The 25,530-nt window shown below is 66.2% G+C and carries 23 protein-coding genes; 10 read left to right on the forward strand and 13 right to left on the reverse strand.

Features of this window, described 5'->3' with window-relative positions:
- Positions 1 to 18: 18 nt before the first annotated feature.
- Entirely contained in the window at positions 19 to 768 is a 750-nt protein-coding gene (mtgA, locus tag ACGFZ3_RS11285) for a monofunctional biosynthetic peptidoglycan transglycosylase (protein ID WP_392920684.1), read from the reverse strand.
- Between the two features lie 83 nt (positions 769 to 851).
- Between mtgA and ACGFZ3_RS11290 the strand changes: the two genes are divergently transcribed.
- The 3 genes from ACGFZ3_RS11290 to ACGFZ3_RS11300 all read left to right on the forward strand — a co-directional run bounded on the left by ACGFZ3_RS11290 (position 852) and on the right by ACGFZ3_RS11300 (position 5,856).
- Positions 852 to 1,745: an Hsp33 family molecular chaperone HslO gene (locus ACGFZ3_RS11290; protein WP_392920686.1), complete on the forward strand. Its 894-nt coding sequence runs from the start codon at positions 852 to 854 to the stop codon at positions 1,743 to 1,745.
- A gap of 152 nt (positions 1,746 to 1,897) precedes the next feature.
- Positions 1,898 to 2,722 carry a hypothetical protein gene (locus tag ACGFZ3_RS11295; protein WP_392920983.1) on the forward strand — a complete coding sequence of 275 codons (825 nt, stop codon included), beginning with the start codon at positions 1,898 to 1,900 and terminating at the stop codon, positions 2,720 to 2,722.
- A 368-nt stretch (positions 2,723 to 3,090) separates the two neighbouring features.
- Positions 3,091 to 5,856, forward strand: a complete 2,766-nt coding sequence (locus ACGFZ3_RS11300; RefSeq protein ID WP_392920688.1) for a TonB-dependent receptor — start codon at positions 3,091 to 3,093, stop codon at positions 5,854 to 5,856.
- 141 nt (positions 5,857 to 5,997) lie between these two features.
- Here ACGFZ3_RS11300 and ACGFZ3_RS11305 read toward each other — a convergent pair whose 3' ends face one another.
- The gene (locus ACGFZ3_RS11305) at positions 5,998 to 6,600 is read right to left on the reverse strand and encodes a TetR/AcrR family transcriptional regulator (protein ID WP_068853700.1); all 603 of its coding nucleotides are present in this window, start codon (positions 6,598 to 6,600) and stop codon (positions 5,998 to 6,000) included.
- Positions 6,601 to 6,776: 176 nt separating this feature from the next.
- Here ACGFZ3_RS11305 and ACGFZ3_RS11310 point away from each other — a divergent pair, with 176 nt between their 5' ends.
- The 3 genes from ACGFZ3_RS11310 (at position 6,777) to ACGFZ3_RS11320 (ending at position 10,709) form a co-directional block, all read left to right on the forward strand.
- A complete protein-coding gene (locus tag ACGFZ3_RS11310) occupies positions 6,777 to 7,697 on the forward strand; it encodes an alpha/beta fold hydrolase (protein ID WP_392920692.1) in 921 nt (306 codons plus the stop codon).
- Complete coding sequence (locus tag ACGFZ3_RS11315) at positions 7,694 to 10,171, forward strand: acyl-CoA dehydrogenase (protein WP_392920695.1); 2,478 nt, start codon at positions 7,694 to 7,696, stop codon at positions 10,169 to 10,171. The genes ACGFZ3_RS11310 and ACGFZ3_RS11315 overlap by 4 nt, the downstream gene beginning before the upstream one ends.
- Before the next feature lie 64 nt (positions 10,172 to 10,235).
- A complete protein-coding gene (locus ACGFZ3_RS11320) occupies positions 10,236 to 10,709 on the forward strand; it encodes a hotdog fold domain-containing protein (protein ID WP_392920697.1) in 474 nt (157 codons plus the stop codon).
- A 523-nt stretch (positions 10,710 to 11,232) separates the two neighbouring features.
- On the opposite strand, the gene ACGFZ3_RS11325 is transcribed toward ACGFZ3_RS11320, so the two are convergent.
- On the reverse strand, positions 11,233 to 11,589 hold the full coding sequence (locus ACGFZ3_RS11325) for a DUF1304 domain-containing protein (RefSeq protein ID WP_392920700.1): 357 nt from the start codon (positions 11,587 to 11,589) through the stop codon (positions 11,233 to 11,235).
- A 28-nt stretch (positions 11,590 to 11,617) separates the two neighbouring features.
- Positions 11,618 to 12,955 (reverse strand): NTP/NDP exchange transporter, encoded by a 1,338-nt coding sequence (locus tag ACGFZ3_RS11330; protein ID WP_392920703.1) that lies wholly within the window; start codon positions 12,953 to 12,955, stop codon positions 11,618 to 11,620.
- A gap of 141 nt (positions 12,956 to 13,096) precedes the next feature.
- Here ACGFZ3_RS11330 and ACGFZ3_RS11335 point away from each other — a divergent pair, with 141 nt between their 5' ends.
- Together ACGFZ3_RS11335 and ACGFZ3_RS11340 are read left to right on the forward strand one after the other, a co-directional pair.
- Positions 13,097 to 14,689, forward strand: coding sequence for a GMC family oxidoreductase (locus ACGFZ3_RS11335; protein ID WP_392920706.1), 1,593 nt, complete (start codon positions 13,097 to 13,099; stop codon positions 14,687 to 14,689).
- Between the two features lie 142 nt (positions 14,690 to 14,831).
- On the forward strand, positions 14,832 to 16,229 hold the full coding sequence (locus tag ACGFZ3_RS11340) for a serine hydrolase domain-containing protein (protein WP_392920709.1): 1,398 nt from the start codon (positions 14,832 to 14,834) through the stop codon (positions 16,227 to 16,229).
- Positions 16,230 to 16,408: 179 nt separating this feature from the next.
- Here ACGFZ3_RS11340 and ACGFZ3_RS11345 read toward each other — a convergent pair whose 3' ends face one another.
- From ACGFZ3_RS11345 to nudE, 9 genes are all read right to left on the reverse strand, one after another.
- Positions 16,409 to 16,948: a hypothetical protein gene (locus tag ACGFZ3_RS11345; RefSeq protein ID WP_392920711.1), complete on the reverse strand. Its 540-nt coding sequence runs from the start codon at positions 16,946 to 16,948 to the stop codon at positions 16,409 to 16,411.
- Between the two features lie 583 nt (positions 16,949 to 17,531).
- On the reverse strand, positions 17,532 to 17,753 hold the full coding sequence (locus tag ACGFZ3_RS11350; protein WP_392920714.1) for a hypothetical protein: 222 nt from the start codon (positions 17,751 to 17,753) through the stop codon (positions 17,532 to 17,534).
- Between the two features lie 115 nt (positions 17,754 to 17,868).
- The gene (gcvH, locus tag ACGFZ3_RS11355) at positions 17,869 to 18,264 is read right to left on the reverse strand and encodes a glycine cleavage system protein GcvH (RefSeq protein ID WP_392920717.1); all 396 of its coding nucleotides are present in this window, start codon (positions 18,262 to 18,264) and stop codon (positions 17,869 to 17,871) included.
- A gap of 62 nt (positions 18,265 to 18,326) precedes the next feature.
- On the reverse strand, positions 18,327 to 19,439 hold the full coding sequence (gene gcvT / locus ACGFZ3_RS11360) for a glycine cleavage system aminomethyltransferase GcvT (RefSeq protein WP_392920720.1): 1,113 nt from the start codon (positions 19,437 to 19,439) through the stop codon (positions 18,327 to 18,329).
- A 116-nt stretch (positions 19,440 to 19,555) separates the two neighbouring features.
- Positions 19,556 to 19,987 (reverse strand): NfeD family protein, encoded by a 432-nt coding sequence (locus ACGFZ3_RS11365; protein ID WP_392920722.1) that lies wholly within the window; start codon positions 19,985 to 19,987, stop codon positions 19,556 to 19,558.
- A gap of 1 nt (position 19,988) precedes the next feature.
- Complete coding sequence (locus ACGFZ3_RS11370) at positions 19,989 to 20,951, reverse strand: SPFH domain-containing protein (RefSeq protein WP_392920724.1); 963 nt, start codon at positions 20,949 to 20,951, stop codon at positions 19,989 to 19,991.
- A 147-nt stretch (positions 20,952 to 21,098) separates the two neighbouring features.
- Positions 21,099 to 21,911 carry a nucleoside triphosphate pyrophosphohydrolase gene (gene mazG / locus ACGFZ3_RS11375; protein WP_392920727.1) on the reverse strand — a complete coding sequence of 271 codons (813 nt, stop codon included), beginning with the start codon at positions 21,909 to 21,911 and terminating at the stop codon, positions 21,099 to 21,101.
- A gap of 11 nt (positions 21,912 to 21,922) precedes the next feature.
- Positions 21,923 to 22,726: a 3'(2'),5'-bisphosphate nucleotidase CysQ gene (gene cysQ, locus ACGFZ3_RS11380; RefSeq protein ID WP_392920730.1), complete on the reverse strand. Its 804-nt coding sequence runs from the start codon at positions 22,724 to 22,726 to the stop codon at positions 21,923 to 21,925.
- On the reverse strand, positions 22,723 to 23,271 hold the full coding sequence (nudE, locus tag ACGFZ3_RS11385) for an ADP compounds hydrolase NudE (RefSeq protein ID WP_392920733.1): 549 nt from the start codon (positions 23,269 to 23,271) through the stop codon (positions 22,723 to 22,725). The genes cysQ and nudE overlap by 4 nt, the downstream gene beginning before the upstream one ends.
- Positions 23,272 to 23,333: 62 nt before the next feature.
- Between nudE and bioA the strand changes: the two genes are divergently transcribed.
- A complete protein-coding gene (bioA, locus tag ACGFZ3_RS11390) occupies positions 23,334 to 24,725 on the forward strand; it encodes an adenosylmethionine--8-amino-7-oxononanoate transaminase (protein ID WP_392920736.1) in 1,392 nt (463 codons plus the stop codon).
- Entirely contained in the window at positions 24,716 to 25,450 is a 735-nt protein-coding gene (locus ACGFZ3_RS11395) for a 16S rRNA (uracil(1498)-N(3))-methyltransferase (protein ID WP_392920738.1), read from the forward strand. Before bioA ends, ACGFZ3_RS11395 begins: the two co-directional genes overlap by 10 nt.
- Positions 25,451 to 25,530 lie beyond the last annotated feature (80 nt).

Genomic DNA, 25,530 nt, shown 5'->3' on the forward strand with positions numbered 1-25,530 from the left:
GGTCACCGACATGCATGCCTACTCATGCTGCAGGTAGGCGTCGCCACCGAGCTGACGCGCCTGGCGCTGGATCCAGGCGGCGCGGCGCTGCACGTAAGGGCCGGGCCGTGCGGCGTTGTAGCGGCGCGGGGCCGGCAGAACCGCCGCCAGCCTTGCGCTTTCAGCCGGCGACAACCGCGCGGCATCCTTGTTCCAGAACTGCTTTGATGCAGCCTGGGCACCGTAGATGCCATCACCGAACTCGGCGATGTTGGCGTACATCTCCAGGATCCGCGACTTCGGCCACAGCGTTTCGATCAGCAGCGTGTACCAGACTTCCAGCCCCTTGCGGATCCAGCTTCGGCCCTGCCACAGAAACAGGTTCTTGGCGACCTGCTGGCTGATCGTGCTGGCGCCGCGCAGGCGCCCACCGCGCGCGTTGTGGTCGCGCGCCTTTTCAATGGCCTGCAGGTCGAAGCCGTTGTGCACGGGAAAACGCTGGTCTTCGGCGGCTACCAGCGAGATGGGCAGACTCGGCGCCATCTGGTCGAGATCGCGCCACTGGTAGTGAAGCCGGTAGCCCCAGTCGCCCTGGCCCAGTGCTTCGCCATAGCGCCACAGCATGACGGTCGACAGCGGCGGGTCGATGAAGCGCAGCACGGCTACCTGCAGCACGCTGCCGGCCACGAACAGCACCGGCAGCCATAGCAGATGTTTCCAGCGCCAGCGGCGCCGGCGGGTCGGTTCCAGGCCCGGTTCGGCCTTGTGGTTGCTGCGCTCTGCCCCCATTACTGGTGCATCCTCTGCTTGCACGGTTGTCGGCGCATTATCCGGCAACACGCCCTCATTACTTAAGCGCAGCCACCGACCCGATGACCGCCCAGACCGATTCCCTTGTCCGTTTCCTGCTTCCCGATGCCGGCGTGCGCGGGGTACACGTGCACCTTGACGCCAGCTGGCAGCAGATCCTCTCGCACGGCACCTACCCGCCGGCCGCCTCCGAGCTGCTGGGCGAGGCCACCGTGGCCTCGGCCCTGTTCACCGGCCACACCAAGGTGGACGGCCGGCTGTCGATCCAGCTGCGCAGCGCCACCGCCATGCGCACGCTGTTTGCCGAGTGCACCGCCATCGGCACCCTACGCGGCATCGTGCAGCTGTCCGGCGAAGGCGACGCCCCGCGCGACCTGACCGCGTTGGGAGAGGATGCCCTGCTGGCCATCACGATTGAGAACCCGGGGCTGGACCCGCGCGAACCGCAGCGCTACCAGAGCCTGGTCGGGCTGGGCGCATCCGGCCTGGACGAGGCCTTCGAAGACTATTTCCGCCAGTCCGAACAGCTTCCCACCCGCCTGCTGCTGGCAGCCGATGGCGACCGCGCCGCTGGCCTGCTGCTCCAGAAGCTGCCCGGCGATGAGGGAGATACCGACGGCTGGTCCCGGGCCAGTGCGCTGTTCGAGACCTTGGGCAAGCAGGAGCTGCTGGACGTTGCCGGCAATGAACTGCTGCACCGGTTGTTCCATGAAGAGGCGCCCGAGCTGCTGGGCGAGCGCCCGCTCCGCTTTGCCTGCTCCTGCTCGCGCGAGCGGGTGGAGGGCATGCTGCAGTCACTGGGCGAAGCCGAGGCCCGCGCTGCCGCCGAGCCCACCGGGGCGGTCGAAATCCGTTGCGAATTCTGCGGACGGGAGTATCACTTTCCGTTGACGGAATTCGACATACTGTTCCGCGATGCCGCTGTTCCCTCGCCGGCACCTGAACGGCTTCAGTAACGACCGGGCGAGTTTTGTTCTGGGGAGAACCAAGACTTGTTAAGAATTCATAAACACCCTAGGATCAGTGTCCCGCTCCGGCGGGAACTTGTGCTCATCACCGCTGTCTGAGAGTTCCCATGCGCGCCCTTTTGCGTCTACCGCTGGCCCTGATGATCGCCCTCGCCGCGATCCCGGGCGCCTATGCGCAGTCCAAGGCCCGTCAGGACAGCACCGTGATTCCGGTCTGGAACAAGGGCAGCGGCAAGGTGGAAGCCCTGCTGTATCTGGAACCGACCGGGGAACAGGCCGCCGGCGCCCGCTGGCACTTCGGGCGCAGTTCGCTGGATGCCGCCTTCGGGCTGTCCTCCGGCGATTCGCTCGGCCTGCTCTGCAACAGCAGCCGCGGCACCAGCATCAGCGGACTGGCCAGCCATTGCATGCTGGCCAGCCTGGGTGACGAGGACGACAACGCATTGAGCCGCCGGGTCACCGGTACCGCTGCGTTCAACCGCCCCGGCGGTCGCGTCGGCGTTACCGCCGGCACCGGCAAGGACACCCTGCCCGCGTGGCTGGCCGGTCCGAACAAGTCCCCGGCGCTGCGCGCGGAGCAGAACGACCTGACCGTGTTCGGCCAGAAGAACATTGGCCGCGAAGGCTTCGTCTCCATCGGCGGCACGTATGCCAAGGCGCGCCTGGTGCCGCTGTCCGACGTGTCCCCGGCCCTGGTGGACCGCTGGGACAGCAAGAGCCTCACCCTGGGGGCCGGCTACGGCAATTTCAGCGGCAACATCATCGGCCGCGTGGTCGATGTGCCCGGCCAGCCCGGCAAATGGGAAGGGCTGGGCGTGGGCCTGACCTGGCGTACCCCGTGGAGCGGCCAGCTCACGGTCGGCGCGGAAAACGTGATCACCCGCGGCAAGAACCCTTTCGCACCGCGCAATGAGAGCACCGACGAGGGCACCGTACCCTACGTGCGGTACGAGCAGGACCTCTGAGTCCGCTTTTCGATGACCTGCAAGACCGCAAAAGGCGCGCCACTGGCGCGCCTTTGTCGTTCCAGACTGCCCGCCTGGGTCGCTGAACACGCCAGCCTGATACAGAGCGTGACAAAACAACTGCAACTATTTTGTTAACATTTTATTAACAATTGAGCCATCTGACGCTTATAACTCCTCCAAGGGCCTTGATCCACAAGGACTTTGCCGAATTTCACACAGATCACAGACTTCATTAACGCTACTTTAATTCTTTTCAAGTGGCAGTTACTATCGAGTCAGCCTCGTGGTCTTTGGTGCTCTCTATTGGCACCGCCTGAGGCAAACACCCCAGTGAATACCCAAGATTCCCTTGGAGAGAGAGAGCAATGAACTTTAAGTCCAACAAGCTGCGTGATGCAGTGGTCGTTGCACTGGTCGTCGCGGCCGGCAGCGCCACCGCGCAGGCGCAGGAAGCCGCCAATACGACCAACCTGGACCGCATCTCGGTCACCGGTTCGCGCATCAAGAGCACCGACATCGAGACCTCGCAGCCGGTGCTGAGCCTGAGCCGCGCGGACATCGACAAGCAGGGCGTCACCTCGATCGCCGATGTGCTGCAGCGCGTCGCCGCCAACGGCGCCGCCCTGAACCGCACCTTCAACAATGGTGGTGATGGTTCGGCCGGCATCAGCCTGCGCAACCTCGGCAGCCAGCGCACTCTGGTGCTGGTCAACGGCCGCCGCTGGACCACCGGCCTGGACGGCAGCGTCGACCTGAACACCATTCCGGTGGCCATGGTCGAGCGCATCGACGTGCTGAAGGATGGCGCTTCGACGATCTACGGTTCCGACGCCATCGCCGGCGTTGTGAACATCGTGACCAAGAAGGACTTCGACGGCGCGGAAGCGAACTTCTACAAGGGCCAGTACAGCGCGGGCGACGGCGAGCGTGAAGCCGCCGACTTCGTGCTGGGCACCACCACCGACCGCGCGTCGGTGATGATCGGCGCCTCCTACGTCAACGAACGCGAAGTCATGGCCGGTGATCGCAAGATCTCCGCCGGTGGCCCGCCGTTCTTCAGCGGCCAGAGCGGCACCGGCATCCCGGGCTCGTACGTCCGCAATGGTTCGCGCTACATCATCGTCAACGGCGTCGAAACCCCGTTCGTCAGCAACGTGCACGGCTACAACACCGCGCCGGACAACTACCTGTTGACCCCGAACGAGCGCACCTCGCTGTTCGCCTCCGGTTCGTACAACGTCACCGACAACATCACCTTCCGTACGGAAGCGATGTACAACGAGCGCAAGTCCGAGCAGCTGCTGGCCGCAATGCCGGTCACCGGCCAGCGTCTCAGCGCAAGCAGCATGTACAACCCGTACGGCGTCGACCTGACCGGCGTGAACCGTCGTTTCAATGAAACCGGCGGCCGTTCGTTCAACCAGAACGTCAAGAACTGGCACTTCTATGGTGGTTTCGAAGGCTTCTTCGAATTCGCTGACCGCACCTTCGACTGGGACGTCGGCTACCGTTACGACAAGACCGACCAGAACGACCTGACCTACGGCCTGTTCAACACGGCGCGCCTGGCGGAAGCCTATGGCCCGTCGCGTATCGATCCGATCACCGGCAATCCGGTCTGCGTCACCTCGCTGGCTGCAACCGGCACGGTGATCCCGGGCTGCGCCCCGATCAACCCGCTGGGTGGCCTGGGCTCGATCTCGCAGGAAGCGCTGGACTACACCTCCTTCACCGCGCATGACTCCGCGTCGCAGGTATCGAAGGGCTACTACGCCAACATCTCCGGCACCATCGTTCCGCTGCCGGCCGGTGACCTGGCCTTCGCAGCCGGTTACGAGTACCGCAAGGAAAGCGGTCAGTTCGATCCGGACGCCTTCATCGCGTCGGGCCTGAGCACCGGCAACGGCGCCAGCCCGACCAAGGGTGGCTACGACCTGGACGAGGTCTACCTCGAACTGTCGATCCCGGTGCTGGCAGACCTGCCGGGCGCCCAGCTGCTGGACTTCAGCGTGGCAACCCGCTACTCGAAGTACAGCAACTTCGGCAACACCACCAACAACAAGTTCGGGTTCCGCTGGAAGCCGATCGACGACCTGATGATCCGCGGCAACTACTCGGAAGGCTTCCGCGCGCCGAGCATCAACGACCTGTACCGCGGCGACACCGACTCGTTCGAAACCTACGCTGATCCCTGCGCCCAGGCCAACAACCCGACCGGCCAGGTCCTGGCGATCTGCCAGAGCCAGGGCGTTCCGGCTGGTCTGGTCCAGCCGAACACCGATGGCGAACCGGGTCCGTTGCAGACCGTTGAGCCGTTCACCTGGCAGTCCAACCCGAACCTGAAGCCGGAAACCTCGACCAGCAAGACGCTGGGCCTGGTGTGGAGCCCGAGCTTCGTGACCGGCCTGAACGTCACGCTGGACTGGTGGAAGATCGAAATTGAAGACTCGATCACCCGTCCGTCGATCGACGACATCATGACCCGTTGCTACAGCGGAACTGCGCAGGAACAGGCTGAGTACTGCGGCCTTATCTTCCGCGACCCGAACTACGGCACGACGGAAGAGCATTACGCGATCACCAACGTCAACATGCCGCTGCTGAACCTGTCCTCCTACAACGTGGAAGGCTGGGACCTGGGCATTGCCTACCGTCTGCCCGAAACCTCGTTCGGCCAGTTCAGCATCAGCTGGGACAGCACCTACCTGAGCAAGTGGGAAACCAAGGCTACCGAAGACTCTGAAGTCGACGGCCGCCAGGGCGACTACCTGAACCAGGATCCGTACTGGCGCATCCGTTCCAACCTGTACGTCGACTGGTCCTTCGGTGACTTCGGCGTCAACTACGGCCTGCGCTACAAGTCCGGCATGACCGAAGATTGCTTCCTGGGACCGGCTACCCGCGGTTACTGCTCGGATCCGGACAACCAGAAGAACCACATCGGTGCCACCACCTACCACGACGTCCAGTTCCGCTACAACACCCCGTGGAACGGCACCGTCATGCTGGGTCTGAACAACGTGTGGGACAAGCAGCCGCCGGTCTCCTACTCGGTGTCGTACAACATGTTCGACCCGCAGTACGACCTGCCGGGCCGTTACTACTACGTGCAGTACAAGCAGAAGTTCTGATCGATCCACTGATCGGTACCTGATGCAGCAACGGCCCCGGAAGGGGCCGTTGTCTTTTGTGCATGGCCACGTGCGCAGCGGCCTGCGGACATGAAAAAAGGCCGCGTCTCCGCGGCCTTCTGCATTGCCGGCAGCGTTGGCTCAGCCGATCGGGATCAACGTCTCGATCACATGCTCCACGTACGCTTCGAAGTCCTCACGCGCCGGCTTCGGCTGCTGCAGCTGCAGCGACAACTGCAGGAAGCCTACGTAGGCCGCATAGGCCAAGCGCGCGCGATGCTGCGCATCGGTGCGGCTCAACCCGGCCTGGCGGAACGAGGCCACCAGGTATTCCAGGCGACGATGCGACACACGGTCGATCACCGGGCGCACCATCGGGTGGTCCAGTGCCTTCAGCAGTTCGCTGTAGATGATGTGCGGCTGCACTTCGTGCGCCACCACCTGGAACAGCTGGCGCAGGCGAGCGCGGGGATCGGGCACGTCTTCCAGGCTGCCGAACACCTGCTCCTGCTCGAACAGCTCCCAACGCTCCAGCGCGGCCTGCAGCAGCGCGTCGCGCGAAGGGAAATGCCAATAGAAACTGCCCTTGGTGACCCCCAGTCGCCGCGCCAGCGGCTCCACCGCCACCGCGCCGACCCCCTGTTCAGCGATGAGATCCAAGGCGGCCTGCGCCCAGTCTTCCGCGCTCAGGCGGCTGTTGCGGCCGGCACGTGGCTCGCCGGCGGAAGCTTCAGGTTCATTCATGCCCTGATTTAACCATACGCCGGGGTCGGTTTGTGTGGAATTGGCCGAAACCGCGGCCTGAAAAGCCCTGCGCCGTCGGGCCGTACCCATGCCGCCACGTCCCGCGTGGCTGGCGCGCGACCCCGACCATACTAGAGAGTATTGACATGCCCAAAGCCAGGTCCATACTAGCAAGTATGGTAACCCCCGCCCCCTTCCAGCCCGCCCCCACCGACGAGCGCCTCGTTGCGGCGCACGACGCAGTCCTGGCGGCAACCCGTTCGGCTCCCGGGCGCCGCGGCACGGTCCTGTTCGCGCATGGCTTCGGCCAGACCCGGCACGCCTGGACCGCTACCGCGCAGTCGCTGGCCGCCGCCGGCTACCAGACCCTGGCCTACGATGCGCGCGGCCATGGCGACTCCGATTGGAACCCGGCCACGTTGCCCTATCACGGCGAACAGTTCGCCGATGACTTGATCGTGCTGGCCGGCGAACAGCCGCAGCCGCCGATCCTGGTGGCCGCGTCGATGGGCGGGCTGTTCGGTCTGCTCGCCGAAGCGCGCTGGCCGGGTCTGTTCTCAGCGATGGTGCTGGTGGACATTACCCCGCGTTGGGACACCGCCGGGGTCGAAAAGATCCTGATGTTCATGACCGCGCATCCGGAAGGATTCGCCTCACTGGAACAGGCGGCCGACGTGATCTCGGCCTATCTGCCGCACCGCCCGCGCAAGTCGGAAGACGCGCTGCGCGCGCTGCTGCGCGACGACGGCCATGGTCGCTGGCGGTGGCACTGGGACCCGCGCCTGGTTGCCGAACTGGCGCGCGACAGCGAACAGCACCAGGACGCGCTTGCAGACGCAGCGCGCCAGGTGAAATGCCCGGTGCTGCTGGTCAGCGGCGGGCGCAGCACCCTGGTCACCCCGCAAACGGTGGCCGAATTCCTGGCGTTGGTGCCGCACGCACGCCACGTGCAGTTGCCGGAGGCCACGCACATGGTCGCCGGCGACGACAACAACGCCTTTACCGCTACTGTGTTGGACTACCTGGACGTGTTGCCCTCGGCCTCCGCCGTGGCACAGTCCGCCACAACCGAGCACGTCACCGGAGCACGCTCATGAGCATTGTCGTTCCCTTCCTCGCCATCCTGCTGGCAGGCGCCATCGTTGCCTACCATCGGATGCGGCTGATCACCTGGACGCTCGTCAGCCTGGTGCTGCTGGCTGCCTGCTGGTTCGTTCCCTACATCAACCAGACTGCCACGATCGTGGCGGCGGCGATCGTCGCCGTCATCGCCGTGCCGCTGCTGCTGCCGTTCATCCGCAAGCCGCTGCTGACCGCGCCGATGATGAAGGTGTTCCGCAAGGTGCTGCCGCCGCTGTCGCAGACCGAGCGCATCGCGCTGGAAACCGGCTCGGTCGGCTTCGAAGGTGAGCTGTTCACCGGCGACCCCGACTGGAACAAGCTGCTGAACTATCCGAAGCCGCAGCTGACGGCTGAAGAGCAGGCCTTCCTGGATGGCCCGGTGGAAGAGCTGTGCGCGATGGTCAATGACTGGGAAATCACCCACGTGTACGCCGACCTGCCCCCGGAGCTGTGGGCCTTCATCAAGAAGAACAAATTCTTCGGCATGATCATTCCGAAGGAGTACGGCGGCCTGGGCTTCAGCGCGCTGGCCCACCACAAGGTGATCCAGAAGCTGGCCTCGGTGTCGAGCGTGGTCAGCTCCACCGTCGGCGTACCCAACTCGCTCGGCCCGGGCGAACTGCTGGTGCATTACGGCACCCAGGAACAGAAGGACCAGTACCTGCCGCGCCTGGCCGACGGCCGCGAAGTGCCCTGCTTCGGCCTGACCGGCCCGTTCGCCGGCTCGGATGCGACCTCGATTCCCGATTACGGCATCGTCTGCAGGGGCGAGTGGAACGGCGAGCAGGTGCTCGGCGTCAAGCTGACCTTCGACAAGCGCTACATCACCCTGGCCCCGGTGGCGACGCTGATCGGCATGGCGTTCCGCATGTACGACCCGGACGGCCTGATCGGCCCCACCCGCGACATCGGCATCACCCTGGGCCTGTTGCCGCGCGACACCGCCGGCGTTGAAATCGGCCGTCGCCACTTCCCGCTGAACTCGACCTTCCAGAACGGTCCGATCCGCGGCAAGGACGTGTTCATTCCGCTCACCCAGCTGATCGGCGGTGCCGAGAAGGCCGGCAAGGGCTGGAACATGCTCAACGAGTGCCTGGCCGTGGGCCGCTCGATCACCCTGCCCTCCACTGCCAGTGGCGGTGCCAAGGCCGGCGCGGTGGTCACCGGCGCCTACGCGCGCATCCGCAAGCAGTTCGGTCTGTCGGTCGGTCGCTTTGAAGGCGTGGAGGAAGCGCTGGCCCGGATCGGCGGCAAGGCCTACGCGATCAGCGCGCTGTGCCAGGCCACCGCTGCGGCGGTCGACCGCGGCGACGTGCCGTCGGTGCCGTCGGCGATCGCCAAATACCACTGCACCACCATGAGCCGCGAAGTGATCTCCGATGTCATGGACGTGATCGGCGGCAAGGGCATCATCCTGGGACCGCGCAACTTTGCCGGCCGCAGCTGGCAGGCCGCACCGATCGCAATCACGGTGGAAGGCGCCAACATCATGACCCGCAGCCTGCTGATCTTCGGCCAGGGTGCGATCCTCTGCCACCCGTGGGTACTGCAGGAAATGAAGGCGGCGCAGGACCCCGATACCAAGGCTGGCCTGCAGGCGTTCGACCGCAGCCTGTTCGGGCATATCCGCTTCGGCATCTCGAACGCGGTGCGTTCGTTCTGGCTTGGCCTGACCGGCGCGCGCTTCGGTGCGGCCCCGGGCGATGCCTACACCCGCCGCTACTTCCGCAAGCTGGACCGCTATTCGGCCAACCTGGCGCTGATGGCCGACATCTCGATGATGACCCTCGGCGGCAAGCTGAAGTTCAAGGAATCGCTGTCGGGTCGCCTCGGCGACGTGCTGAGCCACGTGTACATGACCAGCGCGATGCTCAAGCGCTACCACGATGAAGGCGCACCGGTGGCCGACCAGCCGCTGCTGGCCTGGGCGTTCCACGACAGCGTGCACAAGATCGAAGAATCGTTGTCGGCGGCCCTGCGCAACTTCCCGATCCGCCCGATCGGCTGGCTGATGTGGCTGCTGATCTTCCCGTTCGGCCGCCGCGCCGAGGCCCCGGGCGACCGCCTGGGCCACCGCGTGGCCGCGCTGCTGATGGCGCCCAACGAAGCCCGCGACCGCCTGGCCAATGGCGTGTTCCTGACCCCGTGCGAGAACAACCCGGGCGGCCGCATCAACAGCTACCTGTCCAAGGCGATCATGGCCGAGCCGGTGGAGCGCAAGTTCATCAAGGCGCTCAAGACCAAGGGTATCGAAGCGCTGGACTTCAATGCCCAGCTGGACGAAGCCGTGGCCGAAGGCGTGATCACCCAGGACGAGCGCACGCTGCTGGAAGAACTGCGTACGCTGACGATGGACACCATCACGGTAGACGACTTCGAGCCGCACGAACTGCGTTCGGCCAGCTACTACGACCGCGAACGCAAGGACGCCCAGTCGCAGGCAGCGTAACGGCTGCGCATGCATGAACGACAACGGCGGACTTCGGTCCGCCGTTTTTTTGAGGAGACACACCGTGGCAGCTCCCCTGTTGAACCTGTACCACCGCATGCAGCGCTGGCCGGCCGGCCAGTGGCTGTTTTCGCGTGCGGTGTGCTTCAAGGCGCCCTATTTCGCCAGCATCGCCCCGCGCATCACCCTGCTCGAACCGGGCCGCTGCGAAGGCCGCATCGCGCACCGGCGCAAGGTCACCAACCACATCGGCACCGTGCACGCGATCGCGCTGTGCAACCTGGCCGAACTCACCGCCGGCCTGATGGTCGATGCCTCGCTGCCCAAGGGCATGCGCTGGATCCCCAAGGGCATGGAGGTCAAATACCTGGCCAAGGCGACCGGCACCCAGCATGCGGTGGCCACGCCTGCGCAGGCGATTGTCAGTGCCGACGCGGGTTATGCGTTGCCGGTGAATGTGCAGGTGCGTGATACCGCCGGAACGGTGGTGTTCGAAGCGCGGATTGATATGTGGGTGTCGCCGGTCAAGCGCGGTTGACTTTCTGCGCCAACGGCAGCGTCTCACTTCATACGAGCTGGGGCGGCCGTCGGGTAGCCCCGCTCCGGGACACGCCGTGAATACATCCATGTAGGCTTGTCAAAAACATCCATGTTTTTGACAGTCCCTCCGGGGGCTACCCGCCGGCCGCCCCCGACAGGTGGTCGCGTGCGGTGGGCAAAAGCAGACACGCATGGCGTGTCCCTACGCTGTGCCGGTGGTAGGTTCGGTTCCCGAACGAACGCACGGAACGCACCAACGCCCGGTAACGCATCAAAATGATCGGAGCCGCCCTTGATCTCCCGTGGCCCCCAACCCACTGTCGAGGGTCGGCGGGGGTGGGTTTGCGGGACTGTAGAAAACAGGGGTGTTTTCTACAAGCCTCCACGGACGGATTCACGGCGTGTCCCGCAAACCCACACCCGCCGGCCCAGCGCGAGCGAGTTCGCAGACCTGGGGCTGTGGCTCTTGGCTCTTGGCGGACAGAGCACCGACCAACGGTCGGTACCTACCGCAGGGCGGGTCAGGCCGGCACGAACTGCCAGGCAATCACCGCCAGGATCGCAGGCACGGCCTGGATGAAGAAGATCCGCTTGTTGACGCTGTAGGCGCCATAGCAGCCGGCAACAATCACACAGCCCAGCATGAAGTTCACCAGCATCGGCAGGTGATCAAACAGCCCCCACAGCAGGCCCGCCGCCAGGAAGCCGTTGTAGAGGCCCTGGTTGGCCGCCAGCACGCGCGTGATCTCCGCCTTCTCCGGCGTGTTGCGGAACGTCTTCAGGCCCAGCGGGCGCGTCCACAGGAACATCTCCAGCACCAGGAAGTACACGTGCAGCAGCGCGACCACCAGGGTCAGGATCAGTGCGGTCCAGTACATGGGCAATCCTCAGCAAGAGGGAGGAAGCTTACTCCGGCCGCTCGACCGGCAGCTTCTTTTCTTCGCGCAGCAGCCCGAAAGCCGCCGCCGTCATGATGCACGCCACCACCAGCCCGCCGGCGAACACCGCGTGCGAGCCGAACAGCGACAGCCCCTTGTGCACCCACGCGAAGGTCAGGTCGCCGCCGCGGTACACCACCGTGTCGATCGCCGCGCCCGCCTTGTAGCGCCACTGCCGGTCCACCCGGGTGAAGATCGTCTCGCGGGCCGGCTTGGCCAGCGAAAACTCGCTGGCGCGCGTCATCACCTGCACCACCGCCACCAGCATCGGCAGCGGCGAGGCGGCCAGCACCGAGAAGCCGACGATGATCGCAAAGCCCGGGATCAACAATGCCGGCGCAATGCCGAAGCGCGACAGCAGCCAGCGCGTCAGACCCAGCTGCAGGATCAGCGTCAGCGCGTTGATCGCCAGGTCCACCCGCGAATAGAACGCCGTGCTCGCTGCCGGGTCGGTGTACAGCCGGCGTACGATCGAGGCCTGCTCGTTGTACAGCAGCGTGCCGATGCCCACCCCGAACACGACCATCAGCGCCAACCAGCGCAGCAGCGGCTCGCGCGCGATCAGCTTCAGCCCGTCCAGCACCCCGCCGCCCATCGGTGCCTCGCCCGAGGCCAGCTGCAGCTCCTGCTCGCGCGCCACCGCCCACAGGCGCAGCCGCCAGATGCAGAACAGGCAGACCGTGAGGAAGCCGGCCGAGACCAGCATCAGGTTGGCGATGCCCACCCGCTGCACCAGCGTCGAGGTCAACGTCGGGCCCAGGAACGCGCCGATCGTGCCGGCCGCCCCGATGTAGCCATAGAACGCCCGCGCCTGCACGTTGGAGAACACGTCGGCCATGAAGCTCCAGAACACCGCCACCGCGAACAGGTTGAACACCGTGGTCCAGAAGAAGAACAGCATGCCCCGCCCCGGCACCCCGCTGTCGAACAGCACGTAGAAGCCCAGCAGCGTCACGATGAAGAAGCCGTACACCGCCGGCAGGAACACCCGCCGCGGGTAGCGGCTCACCAGCGCCCCGTACAGCGGCTGCAGCACCACCATGATCACGAACACGCAGGTGAACAGCACCTGCAGCACGAAGTCCTGCAGCGCGATGCCATGGCCATCGAACCACGCGATCAGCGCCGGCGGGAACACCGTCTGCAGGTCGGCCGAGGCCGCCATCGCCTCGCGCACCGGGCGCAGCACGTAGTAGCCACTGAGCAGGCAGAAGAAATACACGCAGGCCCAGAACAGCGGCGGCGACTGGCGCAGCGCCGCGCGCAGGCCGGGCTGCGCCGGCGGGGTCGGGTCCGGGGTGTTCATCGCGCGCAGGTCCCGCACAGGCGTGGAAGCGGCAGCATCGTGGGGATTCCGGGCAGCAAAGCGCGCACGGTAAACGATGCACCGCAACATCGCTAGGGGTGCACTGCCTTATGCTCATGCCATCACCGTTGGGGAACGGACATGTACGACTACATTATCGTCGGCGCCGGTTCGGCCGGCTGCGTGCTCGCCAACCGGCTCAGCGCCGACCCGCACTGCCGCGTGCTGCTGCTCGAAGCCGGCCCGCGCGACCGCAACCCCTTCATCCACATGCCGGCCGGGTTGGCGCGCCTGGTCAACAACCGTCGCATCAACTGGAACCTGTATACCGAACCCGAGCCGGCACTGGACGGCCGCCGGCTGTGGTGGCCGCGCGGCAAGGTGCTCGGGGGTTCCAGCGCCATCAACGCCATGTGCTACGTGCGCGGCGTGGCGGCCGACTACGACGGCTGGGCTGCCGCCGGCGCCACCGGCTGGGACTGGTCGCACGTGCTGCCCTGGTTCCTGCACGGCGAAGCCAACAGCCGCGGCGCCAGCGCCTGGCATGGCGATGCCGGGCCGCTGTCGGTGTCCGACCTGCGCCACCACAATCCCCTCTCCGATGTCTTCCTGGAGGCCGCCGTGCAGGCCGGTCATGCGCGCAACGACGACTTCAACGGTGACCACCAGCTAGGCGTCGGCCTGTACCAGGTCACCCAGCGTGACGGCGTGCGCTGCTCAAGCGCCACCGCCTACCTGCGCCCCGCGCGCGGCCGGCGCAACCTCACCGTGCTCACCGGTGCCCGCGCGCGTGCGCTGAGCTTCCAGGGCGACACCGCCAGCGGCGTGTACTTCCGCCACCGTGGCGCACACCGGCATGCACAGGCGGCCGCCGAGGTGATCCTCAGCGCCGGCGCGATCCACTCCCCGCACCTGCTGATGCTCTCGGGCATCGGCCCGCACCGGCAGCTGCGCGCGCACGGCATCAGCACCCGCGTGGACCTGCCCGGCGTGGGCGGCAACCTGCAGGACCATCTGGACATCTGCACGCTGGTACACACCCGGCCGGGTGTCAGCTACGACCGCAGCAACCAGGCGCGCATCGCCTTCGACTATTTCCTTCGCGGGCGTCGCGGTGCCGGCACCAGCAACATCGCCGAGGCCGGCGGCTTCGCCCGCTCGCCGCTGGCGCAGGGTGATGGTGCCGATGTGCAGTTCCACTTCGTCCCCGCCATGCTGGACGACCATGGCCGCCACCGTCTGCCAGGCGACGGTTACACACTGCATGCGTGCGCCCTGCGTCCGCGCAGCCGGGGACGGATCCTGCTGCGCGATGCCGACCCTTCCTCGGCACCGCGGATCGAGGCCAATTACCTGGGCGATGCGGAGGGGCACGACCTGGCCATGATGAAGGCCTGCGTACGCATGTCCAGCCAGATCCTGGCCCAGCCCGCCTTTGACCGCTGGCGTGGTGCGCCGATCTTCCCGGCCCGTGAAGACCTGGATGACGCCGCACTGGACGCCTTCATCCGCGCCAAGGCCGAAACCATTTACCACCCGGTGGGGACCTGTGCGATGGGCCAGCGGGACGATGCGGTAGTCGACCCGCAGCTTCGCGTTCGGGGCGTGCAGGGTCTGCGCGTGGTGGACGCCTCGGTGATGCCCACCCTGGTGAGCGGCAACACCAATGCCCCCACGATGATGATCGCCGAACGCGCCGCGCGCTGGCTGGGGGCGCCCGTACCCGCCGGCTGAACAGGGCATCGGACACAAGCGGCCCGGTCGATGCAAAAACCGCGCCTTTTCAATGCGATACGCATTCATCTTCGCTTCGTTTGTGCAATCAGGAAAAGCAGCGCTAGAATCGGCCCCAGCAGTTGCGCACGGGCCCCAAACGATGAAAGAGAACAGCAGGCGCCGACCGATCCGTTCGGCGGCAACCGGATTGCTGGGCATGCTCATGCCCATCGCGATGTCGTCCACCGCACAGACGCCCACTGCGACACCGGCCGCGTTCCCCGTCAACATCGAGAACAGCGCCGTGTCCGCCATTCCGCACACGCAGCCGGCCGCGTACCGGGCCACCACGGCCAACCCGAAGGTGCTGCCGCCTGCGCCCGGGTTCAACGTGGCCAATATCGAGTCGATGGCCCAGCAGCTCACCTATGGCGAGCGCGTACCGGGCATGGCAGTGGCCATCGTGCAGGGCGGCCGCGTGCTCAGCGCGCGCGGCTATGGCGTGACCGACGTCAACAACCCCCAGATGGTCGATGCGCACACCGTGTTCCGCCTGGCATCGCTGTCCAAGGCGTTTGCCGGCACCATGGCCGGCCTGCTGGTCAATGACGGCACGCTGCGCTGGGACAGCAAGGTCACCGACTACGTGCCCGGTTTCCAACTCAGCAGCCCCGAGGCCACCGAGCGGCTGACCGTGGCCGATCTGCTCAGCCACCGGGTTGGCCTGCCCTACAACGCCTACGATCGTGACGTGGAGGCCAACGCCGAGTACTACACGCTCACCCACAAGCTGGCCTCGACCTCGCTCAAATGCCTGCCCGGCGACTGCTACGCGTACCAGAACGTCGCTTTCAGCCTGATCGGCGACGTGGTCTACGCCGCGTCGGGCAGCTTCTACGAACAGTCGGTGGAACGCCGCCTGTTCAAACCGCTGGGGATGGACGATGCAAGCCTGGGTCTGGCCGGTATCCAGGCCAGCTCGCGCTGGGCGCGCCCGCACGTGCGCAGCCGCAACGGCTGGGTGTCGCTGAGCCCGAAACCGACTTACTACCGGCTGGCCCCCGCTGCGGGCGTCAATGCCAGTGCCAGCGACATGGCGCAGTGGCTGCTGGCGCACACCGGCCACCGCCCCGACGTGCTGCCTGCGCCGTTGCTGGCCACGCTGCACTCGACCCTGATCAACACTCCGGGTGAGATGCGCTCGGGGTGGCGTCGCGAGCGCCTGAATTCGGCCGGCTACGCGCTGGGCTGGCGCAATTTCGATTACGCCGGGCATGAAGTCATCTTCCATGCCGGTGCCGTGCAGGGCTATCGCGGCCTCGTGGCGCTGGTGCCCGAACGCGACCTGGGCATTGCCATCATGTGGAACGGCGAGAGCAGCCTGCCCAGCGGCCTGCTGCCTACGGTGCTCGACGCGGCCATGGGCCTGCCCACCCAGCGCTGGCTGGACGTGGATACCGATTTCGGCAGCGACAACCTGATGACCGAAGACCGCACGCCGGCCCCGGGCAAGCGCAAGGGCGTGTCGTCGGATCGGGCGGTGGCGTCGCCCAGGTAACGCCAGCGAGGTGTACCGCATGCAGTACAGGGCGGCCTACGGGTCGCCCTTTTTTTCATGACCGGCCGGGATCAACATGGGGCTGATCCCTCGCGGGAGGGGCTTTTCGTGCGGGCAAAAAAAACCCCCTCCCGCTGGGCTGCCGGGAAGGGGGTTTCAGTACGGCTATCGGGAATGAATCAGATCAGCGGTGCCGGGGTTGCCGGCAGGGCGACCGGTGCAGCCTTCTTCTTGCGGACCGCCGGCTTGCGCTTGGCGACCTTCTTCACTGCCTTCTTGGCCGAGGCCTTCTTGGCTGCCGGCTTGCGCGCGGTGGCCTTCTTGGCGGTGGCCTTCTTGGCTACCTTGCGGACGGCCTTCTTGGCGGTCTTCTTGGCAGCGCCCTTCTTGGCTACCTTGCGGACGGCCTTCTTGGCGGTCTTCTTGGCAGCGCCCTTCTTGGCTACCTTGCGGACGGCCTTCTTGGCAGTCTTCTTGGCTGCCTTCTTTGCGGTCTTCTTGGCGGCGGCCTTCTTGGCGACCTTGCGGACCGCCTTCTTTGCCGTCTTCTTTACTGCCTTGCGGGCAGTCGCCTTCTTGGCTGCCTTCTTCACCGTCTTCTTGGCAGCCGCCTTCTTGGCTACCTTCTTCACGGCCTTCTTGGCAGCCGCCTTCTTGGCGACCTTCTTCACGGCCTTCTTGGCGGCCGGCTTTTTCTTCGCAGCTTTCTTGGTTGCCATGGGATTGGCTCCTCGTCAGTGATCTATGGAGTTGAAACGCCCAGGTAAAGCAAACCCGCCGTTACTGCTGTGCGGGGACCGCCGTCGCGTCGAGCGCGTCGTGACGGATACGGGAATACCTGCCACAGGATGCCAGGCAGGTATCGAATGCGGGGTGCTCTTGCATTTCACCGGAGGTAGCGAAGCCGACTCCACCGTCTTGGGACGCGCGGCGGATGTTCTGGTTGTGCTTCGCAACTGGATGTCGATTCGGCTCACTCGTTTTGGCAGGCAAGGTCTGCTGGGCGAAACCTAATCACGCTTTTTTTCACTGTCAACAACCCCCGCGAAAAAAATTCACATGGACGCCCTTCAGCGCACCTTGCCAAACCCCACCCCAAGCGCTCGGCGCCACCCCTTCGACACTCGTTGCGCGCGCGCGAGCATCCGCTCCAGCGACGACGCTCTGAAAGAAAACCACTTAAAAGAAGCACTTTCGTATCCGACACTGCGGCTTCGTCGACGTTGCCGCCCACAACCGGCACCCGCAGCGACGGCATCGCAACGGCTTCCCGCACGGGAACAAAACAGGGGCGAAAACTTTTCACATCCGCGAACGCTTTTTGCGTCCGGATTTGCAGAACTGCGCAAACTTTTGGGCAGTAGTCGTCGCCAGATTCGTGCCGGTGACGTGCGCCGATGACCCGTTCGCCGGTGCGACGACGCGCATCGATGGGATCCGCGACGCGAACTCATGACCTGCGTGTCGGCATCCGGATACCGTCCGGCATGAGCGCGGCAGCGACGGTTCGAGCGCGTCGATCATCTCGCCATCCCTCACGCACGGATAACGTAATGGACGTCGGCAAGCGGACGGTGGCGGGCGCAGGCAAAAAAAAAACGGCCGCGCGGGGCGGCCGTTCCTTCCAGGCGGGCGAGGCTCAGTTGTCCTCTTCCTCCAGCAGTTCGGCGTAGTCGTCCGGATCCAGCAGGTCGTTGACTTCTTCCTTGCTGGACAGCTCGATCACGCAGATCCAGCCTTCGCCGTAGGCATCTTCGTTGATCGTTTCCGGCTTGTCCGAAAGATCGCCGTTGACCGCGACCACCGTACCGGAGATCGGGCTGTACACGTCGGAGGCGGCCTTGACCGACTCGACCACCGCGATCTGCGCACCGGCCTTGGCTTCGTCGCCGACGGCGGGCAGCTCGACATACACCAGGTCGCCGAGCAGGCCCTGGGCGTGGTCGGAAATGCCGATGGTGACGCGGCCGTCGCCTTCAACGCGTGCCCACTCGTGGGACTTGAGGAATTTGAGGTCGCCGGGGATCTCGCTCATGGGACTGCTCCGAAGAATTTCAGGGGGGTCAGAAAACGGGGGTAGTGTAAAACAACCGCTGATCAGCCTTCGACCAGCACGCCGGGTTGGGCCTGGCCTTCGCGCACGAACGGGAACTTCACCACGCGCACCGGCACCTGCCGGCCGCGGATGTCCACGTACACCTGGCCAAGCTCACCACCCGGCACGCGGGCGAACGCGATGCCCTTGCCCAGCGTCGGCGAGAACGTACCCGACAGGATCTCACCGGTGCCGCCGGCGGTGGTTACTGCCTGGCCATGGCGCAACACGCCCTTTTCGTCCATCACCAGGCCGATCATCTGGCGCGCGTCGCCGGAAGCCTTCTGCGCTTCCAGCACGTCGCGGCCAATGAAGTCGCGGCCTTCATCCAGCGCGACCGTCCAGGCGAGCGCGGCTTCGAACGGGCTGATCGCTTCGTCCATGTCCTGGCCGTACAGGTTCATGCCGGCTTCAAGGCGCAGGGTGTCGCGCGCACCGAGCCCGGCCGGACGCACGCCGGCGGCAGCCAGCGCATTCCAGAAGGCGATCACCTGGTCCTGGGCGACCAGGATTTCAAAGCCGTCCTCGCCGGTGTAACCGGTCCGGGCAACGAACAGCGGCGCGCCGCTGGCGGCAGTAGCTTCCATGGCGGCAAAGCGACCCAGCTTCTGCAGCGCCGCGCGGTCGGACTCGGCCACCAGGCCGATGACGCGCTCGCGTGCGGTCGGGCCCTGCACGGCGATGATCGCCAGGTCTTCGCGCTCGGTCACCTGCACGTCGAACGCGACGGCCTGCGTGCGGATCCACGCCAGGTCCTTTTCACGGGTGGAGGCATTGACCACCATCCGGAAGAAATCGTCGGCCAGGTAGTAGACGATCAGGTCGTCGATCACCCCGCCCTGCGCATTGAGCATGCACGAGTACAGCGCCTTGCCCGGCACCTTCAGCTTGTCCACCGAGTTGGCCAGCAGCCGGCGGAGGAACGGCCGCACCTGCGCGCCGCGCAGGTCGACCACGGTCATGTGGCTCACATCGAACATGCCGGCATCGGCGCGGACCAGGTGGTGCTCGTCCAGTTGCGATCCATAGTGGATGGGCATGTCCCAACCGCCGAAATCGACCATCTTGGCGCCAAGCGCGCGGTGGGTATCGTTGAGTAGCGTCTTCTGGGTCATGACCACGGTCCGGAGAAAAATTGGCAGTGCCGGGTTCTGCCCGGCAACTGACGCTGATTATCCCAGAACCGTCCCGGCAGCGCCTGCGGCGGTGCGCCATCTCATGGGGTCTGCTCTCACACCTGCTGCACTTTCAGCGTCATGCCCTCCACGGCGACCACGCGCACCGGCGTGCCCGCCGGCAGGTCGGGGCCGGCCACCACCCAGAACGCATCGTCAACCTTGGCGCGGCCGACACCGGCCCTGATCGGCTGGTCCAGCGCCACCACCCGCCCGATGAGCTGCTCGGCCCGCCGGTTCAACAGCGGGGCATCGGTCTTCCGCGCACGCGTACGGCCCCACTGCCGGTAACACTGGATCGAGACCACGCTGAGCAGCACGAACGCCACCACCTGCCAGAGCAGTGGAATGTCGGCGAACACGGCCACCAGCACGAACACGGCGGCCGCGCCGATCCCGATCCACAGCATGAAGGCGCCCGGGGCCAACGCTTCAGCGGCGAACAGCACCAATGCCAGTGCGCCCCACCCCACTACTTCCCAACGCATCTCAGCCTCCGATGCGCGGCGGCACCGCGCGGGTGGTCTTCTTTTCTTCCTGCCTGGCGAATGCTTCCTTGGCCAGCTCGGCCACGCCGGCGATCGAACCGATGACGCCGCTGGCTTCCATCGGCATCAGCACCAGCTTCTGGTTGGGCGAGGTCGCCAGTTCCTTGAACGCTTCCACGTACTTCTGGGCAATGAAGTAATTGATGGCCTGCACGTCACCCTGTGCGATCGCCTCTGACACCACCGTGGTCGCCTTTGCCTCGGCCTCGGCCAGGCGCTCGCGCGCTTCGGCATCACGGAACGCGGCCTCCTTGCGGCCTTCCGCCTCAAGCACGGCGGCCTGCTTTTCGCCATCGGCACGCAGGATCTCGGACTGGCGCGAGCCTTCGGCTTCCAGGATCTGCGCGCGCTTCTCGCGCTCGGCCTTCATCTGCCGCGCCATCGCATCGAGCAGATCGCGCGGCGGCTGGATGTCGCGGATCTCGATCCGGTTGACCTTCACTCCCCACGGATTGGTGGCATGGTCGACCACGCTGAGCAACTGGGCGTTGATCACCTCGCGCTGGCTCAGCGATTCGTCCAGGTCCATCGAACCGATGACGGTGCGGATGTTGGTCTGCACCAGGGCGATCATCGCCACCTCCAGGTTGGCGACCTCGTAGGCGGCCTTCGAGGCATCGAGCACCTGGAAGAACACCACCCCGTCCACGCGCACCGCAGCGTTGTCCTTGGTGATCACTTCCTGGCTTGGCACGTCCAGTACCTGCTCCATCATGTTCACCTTGCGGCCGACCCCGTAGACGATCGGAATCAGGAAATGCAGGCCCGGCGACATGGTGTGGGTATAGCGCCCGAAGCGCTCCACCGTCCATTCATACCCCTGCGGCACCATCCGCACGGCCTTGAACAGGATCACCACGGCGACGAAGGCCAGAATCAGCGAAAACAGCACGGTGGGAAACATTACTTACTCCTCTCCATGGGTAATGCCGAATATAGCGCTGTTCCCGCCTCTCACCGCGCTCAGGTCCCGGCCTCCGGGGCGGCGGACAACGGCGGGCAGCAGCCGACGATCCCGGCCCTGGCGGTCCCCATGAACGGCAGCACGTCTTCAAGGCTTGGCTTCGGCGGCCTTGGCCTGCTCCCACAGCCGCTCCTGCGCCTCCAGGTCCAACCCGGCCAGCGATGCGCCCGCAGCGGCGGCCTGGGCTTCCATCGCGCGGAAGCGTCGTTCGAACTTGTGGTTGGCGTGGCGAAGCGCGGCTCCGACGTCAACCTTGGCATGCCGCGCCAGGTTGGCGCAGACGAACAACAGATCACCCAGCTCTTCTTCCAGCCGCGCCTGGTTGTCCTGTACCGGGCCGCGCGCGAATTCGGCGGCCACCTCGTCCAGTTCCTCACGTACCTTGTCCAGCACCGGCGCCGGGCCGGGCCAGTCGAAGCCCACCCGGGCCGCGCGTGCCTGCAGTTTCACCGCCCGCTGCCACTCGGGCAGCCCACGCGAGATGCCCGCCAGGGCCGAGCTGTCGCGATTGCCCTTGGCAGTGCGCTCGGCACGCTTGATCGCTTCCCAGTTGGTATTGACGTCTTCAGCCCCATCGACCGACACCTGCGCAAATACGTGCGGGTGGCGGCGCTGCATCTTGTCGCTGATCGCGCGGGCGACATCGGCAAAGCCGAACGCGCCCTGCTCGCTGGCCATCTGCGCATGGAAGACCACCTGCAACAGCAGATCGCCCAGTTCGTCGCAGAGGTCATCCAGGTCGCCACGGTCGATGGCATCGGCAACCTCGTAGGCTTCTTCGATGGTGTACGGGGCAATGCTGGCGAAGTCCTGCTGCAGGTCCCACGGGCAGCCCTGCAGCGGGTCGCGCAGGCGCGCCATGATGCCCAGCAGGCGTTCCAGTTCGGCGGGTGCGGACATCGGTGCTCCGGTCAGGCGGGAATCCAGGTGCGCCACGGCAGGCGGGTGTCGCCCAGCGCGATGAAGTCGCCGTTCAACAGCGTTTCGCGGCGGTTGTAGCGGAATGGCTTGCCGGTGGCGGCCGAGAGCACCGCGCCACCTGCGGCATGCAGCACGCACTGGCCGGCCGCGGTATCCCACTCGGCGGTCGGCCCCAGCCGCGGGTAGACATCGAGCGTGCCTTCGGCCAGTCGGCAGAATTTCAGTGATGAACCCTGCGCGACGACCTCGATCTCGCCCATGCGGTCCAGCAGCGCCTGGGTTTCCGGGCTGCGGTGCGAGCGGCTGGCAGCCACCTGCAGCGGCGGCAGCGCCGGGGTGCGGGTGCGCAGCACCGAGTCGTGCATGCCGTCGCGGCGGTAGGCCAGCTCGCCGCGCATGGCGTGCCAGGCCACGCCGCTGACCGGCGCCAGCACCACTCCGAACGCAGGGGCGCCCTGGTAGATCAGCGCGATGTTGACGCTGAACTCGTCATTGCGCTTGACGAACTCACGGGTTCCATCGAGCGGGTCCACCAGCCAGTAGGCGCCCCAGTGCCGGCGCACCTCCCACGGCACGTGTGCCGATTCTTCCGACAGGATCGGCAGGTCCGGGGTCAGCTGGCCCAGCCCGCGCAGGATCACCTGGTTGGCGGCCAGGTCCGCGGCAGTGACCGGGCTGCGGTCGGATTTGATTTCGACATCGAACGGGGTGGCATACACCGCCATGATGGCGGCGGCGGCGTCCTGGGCAATGGCAATCACCGTTTCGCGCAGATCGGTGGTGAGTTTGATCATTCCCCGCGTTCCAGCCACTGGCGGGCAATGAACAACGCCGCCAGTGAACGCCCTTCCGAAAAGTCCTCGCGCAGCATCAGCTGGTCGAGCTCGGCGATCTTCCAGGGCACCACTTCCAGCTCTTCCGGTTCATCGCCGACCAGTCGCTCGGGGTACAGGTCGCGTGCCACCACCAGGTGCGACAGGTGGCTCATATAGGTCGGGGCGAGCGTCATGGCGCGCAGGACGTCCAGGCGCCGCGCGCCGTACCCGGCCTCTTCCTTCAGCTCGCGGTCGGCGGCCTGCGCGGGGGTTTCGCCCGGGTCGATGCGGCCTTTCACCAGCCCCAGTTCGTAACGGTGCACGCCGGCCGCGTATTCACGCACCAGCAGCACCGTGTCGTCATCCAGCATCGGCACCACCACCACCGCGCCGTGGCCACGGCTGACCAGGCGCTCGAAGCGGCGGCGTTCGCCGTTGGAGAACTCCAGGTCCAGATGCTGGCGCTGGAACGGGCCGCTTTCCTCGTCCGTGATCTGGTGGATGGTGGGCAGCGGACGGGTCATGCGAACGGGCTCTTGGAGATCGATAGAATGCAGGCAGGTGAAAACGTGGCCATGAGCTCGAAATGCTAGCAGACCCAGCCCCCCTTACGTTGGCCGACCGGTGGCGGCAGCGCGACCTGGCCGTGCTGTGGCACCCGTGCACACAGATGCGCGAGCACCCGGACACCTTGCCGCTGGTGCCGATTGCGCGCGGTGAAGGCCCGTGGCTGATCGACCACGCGGGAGGCCGTTACCTGGACGCGGTGAGCAGCTGGTGGACCAATCTGTTCGGGCATGCCGAACCCCGCATCGGCGCGGCCATTGCCCGCCAGGCCACCCGGCTGGAACAGGTGATGCTGGCCGGCTTCAGCCACGAACCGGCAGTGGAGCTGGCCGAACGCCTGCTGGCGATCGCCCCCCGCCAGGCCGGGCGGGCGCCGTTGGCCAAAGTGTTCTACGCCGACAACGGCTCGGCCGGGGTCGAAGTTGCGCTGAAGATGGCCTTCCATTACTTCCGCAACCGCGGCGAGGAACATCGCACCCGCTTCGTGGCGTTGGAGAACGGTTACCACGGTGAAACCCTGGGCGCGCTGTCGGTCGGGGACATTCCGCTGTACCGCCGCGTGTACGCGCCGCTGCTGACCGAGGCGTTGTTCGCGCCCTCGCCGGACGCCTACCTGGCCGAACCCGGCCAGAATGCCGCCGCGCGCGCCCATGAAGCGGCCGATCGTCTGGCCGACCTGTTCGACCAGCACCCGGGCGAGATCTGCGCGGTGATCCTGGAACCGCGCCTGCAGTGCGCCGGCGGCATGCGCATGCACGACCCGGTCTATCTCAAGCGCGCGCGCGAACTGTGCGACGCCAATGGGGCCCTGCTGATCGCCGACGAGATCGCCACCGGCTTTGGCCGCACCGGCACCCTGTTCGCCTGCGAGCAGGCCGGCGTGATGCCCGACCTGCTGTGCCTGTCCAAGGGCCTGACCGGAGGCTTCCTGCCGCTGGCGGCCGTGCTGGCCACCCAGGCCGTGTACGACGCGTTCCTGGACGACAGCCGCGAGCGTGCCTTCCTGCATTCGCACAGCTATACCGGCAACCCGCTGGCCTGTGCGGCCGCGCTGGCGACGCTGGAGATCTTCGCCGGCGAGGATGTGATCGCGCGCAACCGCAGCACGGCCGAGGTCATGCGCAGCCTGGCTGCGCCGTTCACCGACCATGCGCATGTGGCCGATGTGCGCCAGGCCGGCATGGTGGTGGCCTTCGAGCTGACCCGCAATGGCGACAAGCGCACACCTTTCCCCGCCGAAGCGCGGGTGGGGCTGCACGCCTACAACGCCGCGTTGCGGCGCGGCGTGGTGCTGCGCCCGCTGGGCAACGTGCTGTACTGGATGCCTCCCTACTGCGTGGAGGACGAACACCTGGACCTGCTGGCCCAGACCACCCTGGCCGCCATCGAGGAAGCTGTTGCATGCGCGTGACCCGCTCTTATGTAGATGCCCCGCTGGCCGTCGGCCAGACCCTCTCGCTGCCTGACGAGGTCGCCAACCACCTGGTGCGGGTGATGCGCCTGCGCGAGGGCGAAGGCTGCGTGCTGTTCAATGGCGACGGGCACGACTACGCCGCCACGCTGGTGGAAGCGGGCAAGCGCGATGCGCGCGTGCGGATCGACGCCGCGCAGGCGCTGGACAACGAATCGCCGCTGTCGATCACGCTGCTGCAGGGCATCGCGCGCGGTGAAAAGATGGATCTCATCCTGCAGAAGGCCACCGAACTGGGGGTCACCGCGATCGTGCCGGTAAATGCCGAGCGCACCGAAGTAAAGCTGGACGCGGCGCGGGCCGCGAAGCGGTTGGCACACTGGCGCAGCGTGGTGGTGTCCGCGTGTGGGCAGTCCGGACGTGCACGGGTGCCGGAGGTCGCTGCGCCGCTGGGCGTGCAGGAGGCGGCCAAGGGAATGCCGGCGGAAGCGCTCAAGCTGACGCTGGACCCGCTGGGCGAGCACAGCTTGTCCACGCTGGAGGCCGCGCCCGGTGGCGTGGTGGTCGCGATCGGGCCGGAGGGGGGCTGGTCGCCGCGGGATCGGCAGGCGCTGGCCGCCGCCGGGTTCCAGGGGTTGCAGCTGGGGCCGCGGATCCTGCGTACGGAAACCGCTGGTCTGGCCGCTATTGCAGCGATGCAGGCGCGGCTGGGGGATCTCGGGTAAGGCGGCGTCACGACCAACGGTCGTGACCTACCGCATTTCCGGTGATGTTCGCAATTCCGGTGATGTTCGCATTTCCGGTG

This window comes from Stenotrophomonas sp. NPDC047960 (assembly GCF_043204395.1).
In the GTDB taxonomy this organism is placed as follows: Bacteria; Pseudomonadota; Gammaproteobacteria; order Xanthomonadales; family Xanthomonadaceae; genus Stenotrophomonas.

Coding starts and splice junctions, on each gene's coding strand:
- mtgA (WP_392920684.1), bottom strand. CDS start 768: ATGGGGGCAGAGCGCAGCAACCACAAGGCCGAACCGGGCCTGGAACCG.
- ACGFZ3_RS11290 (WP_392920686.1), top strand. CDS start 852: ATGACCGCCCAGACCGATTCCCTTGTCCGTTTCCTGCTTCCCGATGCC.
- ACGFZ3_RS11295 (WP_392920983.1), top strand. CDS start 1,898: ATGATCGCCCTCGCCGCGATCCCGGGCGCCTATGCGCAGTCCAAGGCC.
- ACGFZ3_RS11300 (WP_392920688.1), top strand. CDS start 3,091: ATGAACTTTAAGTCCAACAAGCTGCGTGATGCAGTGGTCGTTGCACTG.
- ACGFZ3_RS11305 (WP_068853700.1), bottom strand. CDS start 6,600: ATGAATGAACCTGAAGCTTCCGCCGGCGAGCCACGTGCCGGCCGCAAC.
- ACGFZ3_RS11310 (WP_392920692.1), top strand. CDS start 6,777: ATGGTAACCCCCGCCCCCTTCCAGCCCGCCCCCACCGACGAGCGCCTC.
- ACGFZ3_RS11315 (WP_392920695.1), top strand. CDS start 7,694: ATGAGCATTGTCGTTCCCTTCCTCGCCATCCTGCTGGCAGGCGCCATC.
- ACGFZ3_RS11325 (WP_392920700.1), bottom strand. CDS start 11,589: ATGTACTGGACCGCACTGATCCTGACCCTGGTGGTCGCGCTGCTGCAC.
- ACGFZ3_RS11330 (WP_392920703.1), bottom strand. CDS start 12,955: ATGAACACCCCGGACCCGACCCCGCCGGCGCAGCCCGGCCTGCGCGCG.
- ACGFZ3_RS11335 (WP_392920706.1), top strand. CDS start 13,097: ATGTACGACTACATTATCGTCGGCGCCGGTTCGGCCGGCTGCGTGCTC.
- ACGFZ3_RS11340 (WP_392920709.1), top strand. CDS start 14,832: ATGAAAGAGAACAGCAGGCGCCGACCGATCCGTTCGGCGGCAACCGGA.
- ACGFZ3_RS11345 (WP_392920711.1), bottom strand. CDS start 16,948: ATGGCAACCAAGAAAGCTGCGAAGAAAAAGCCGGCCGCCAAGAAGGCC.
- ACGFZ3_RS11350 (WP_392920714.1), bottom strand. CDS start 17,753: ATGATCGACGCGCTCGAACCGTCGCTGCCGCGCTCATGCCGGACGGTA.
- gcvH (WP_392920717.1), bottom strand. CDS start 18,264: ATGAGCGAGATCCCCGGCGACCTCAAATTCCTCAAGTCCCACGAGTGG.
- gcvT (WP_392920720.1), bottom strand. CDS start 19,439: ATGACCCAGAAGACGCTACTCAACGATACCCACCGCGCGCTTGGCGCC.
- ACGFZ3_RS11365 (WP_392920722.1), bottom strand. CDS start 19,987: ATGCGTTGGGAAGTAGTGGGGTGGGGCGCACTGGCATTGGTGCTGTTC.
- ACGFZ3_RS11370 (WP_392920724.1), bottom strand. CDS start 20,951: ATGTTTCCCACCGTGCTGTTTTCGCTGATTCTGGCCTTCGTCGCCGTG.
- mazG (WP_392920727.1), bottom strand. CDS start 21,911: ATGTCCGCACCCGCCGAACTGGAACGCCTGCTGGGCATCATGGCGCGC.
- cysQ (WP_392920730.1), bottom strand. CDS start 22,726: ATGATCAAACTCACCACCGATCTGCGCGAAACGGTGATTGCCATTGCC.
- nudE (WP_392920733.1), bottom strand. CDS start 23,271: ATGACCCGTCCGCTGCCCACCATCCACCAGATCACGGACGAGGAAAGC.
- bioA (WP_392920736.1), top strand. CDS start 23,334: ATGCTAGCAGACCCAGCCCCCCTTACGTTGGCCGACCGGTGGCGGCAG.
- ACGFZ3_RS11395 (WP_392920738.1), top strand. CDS start 24,716: ATGCGCGTGACCCGCTCTTATGTAGATGCCCCGCTGGCCGTCGGCCAG.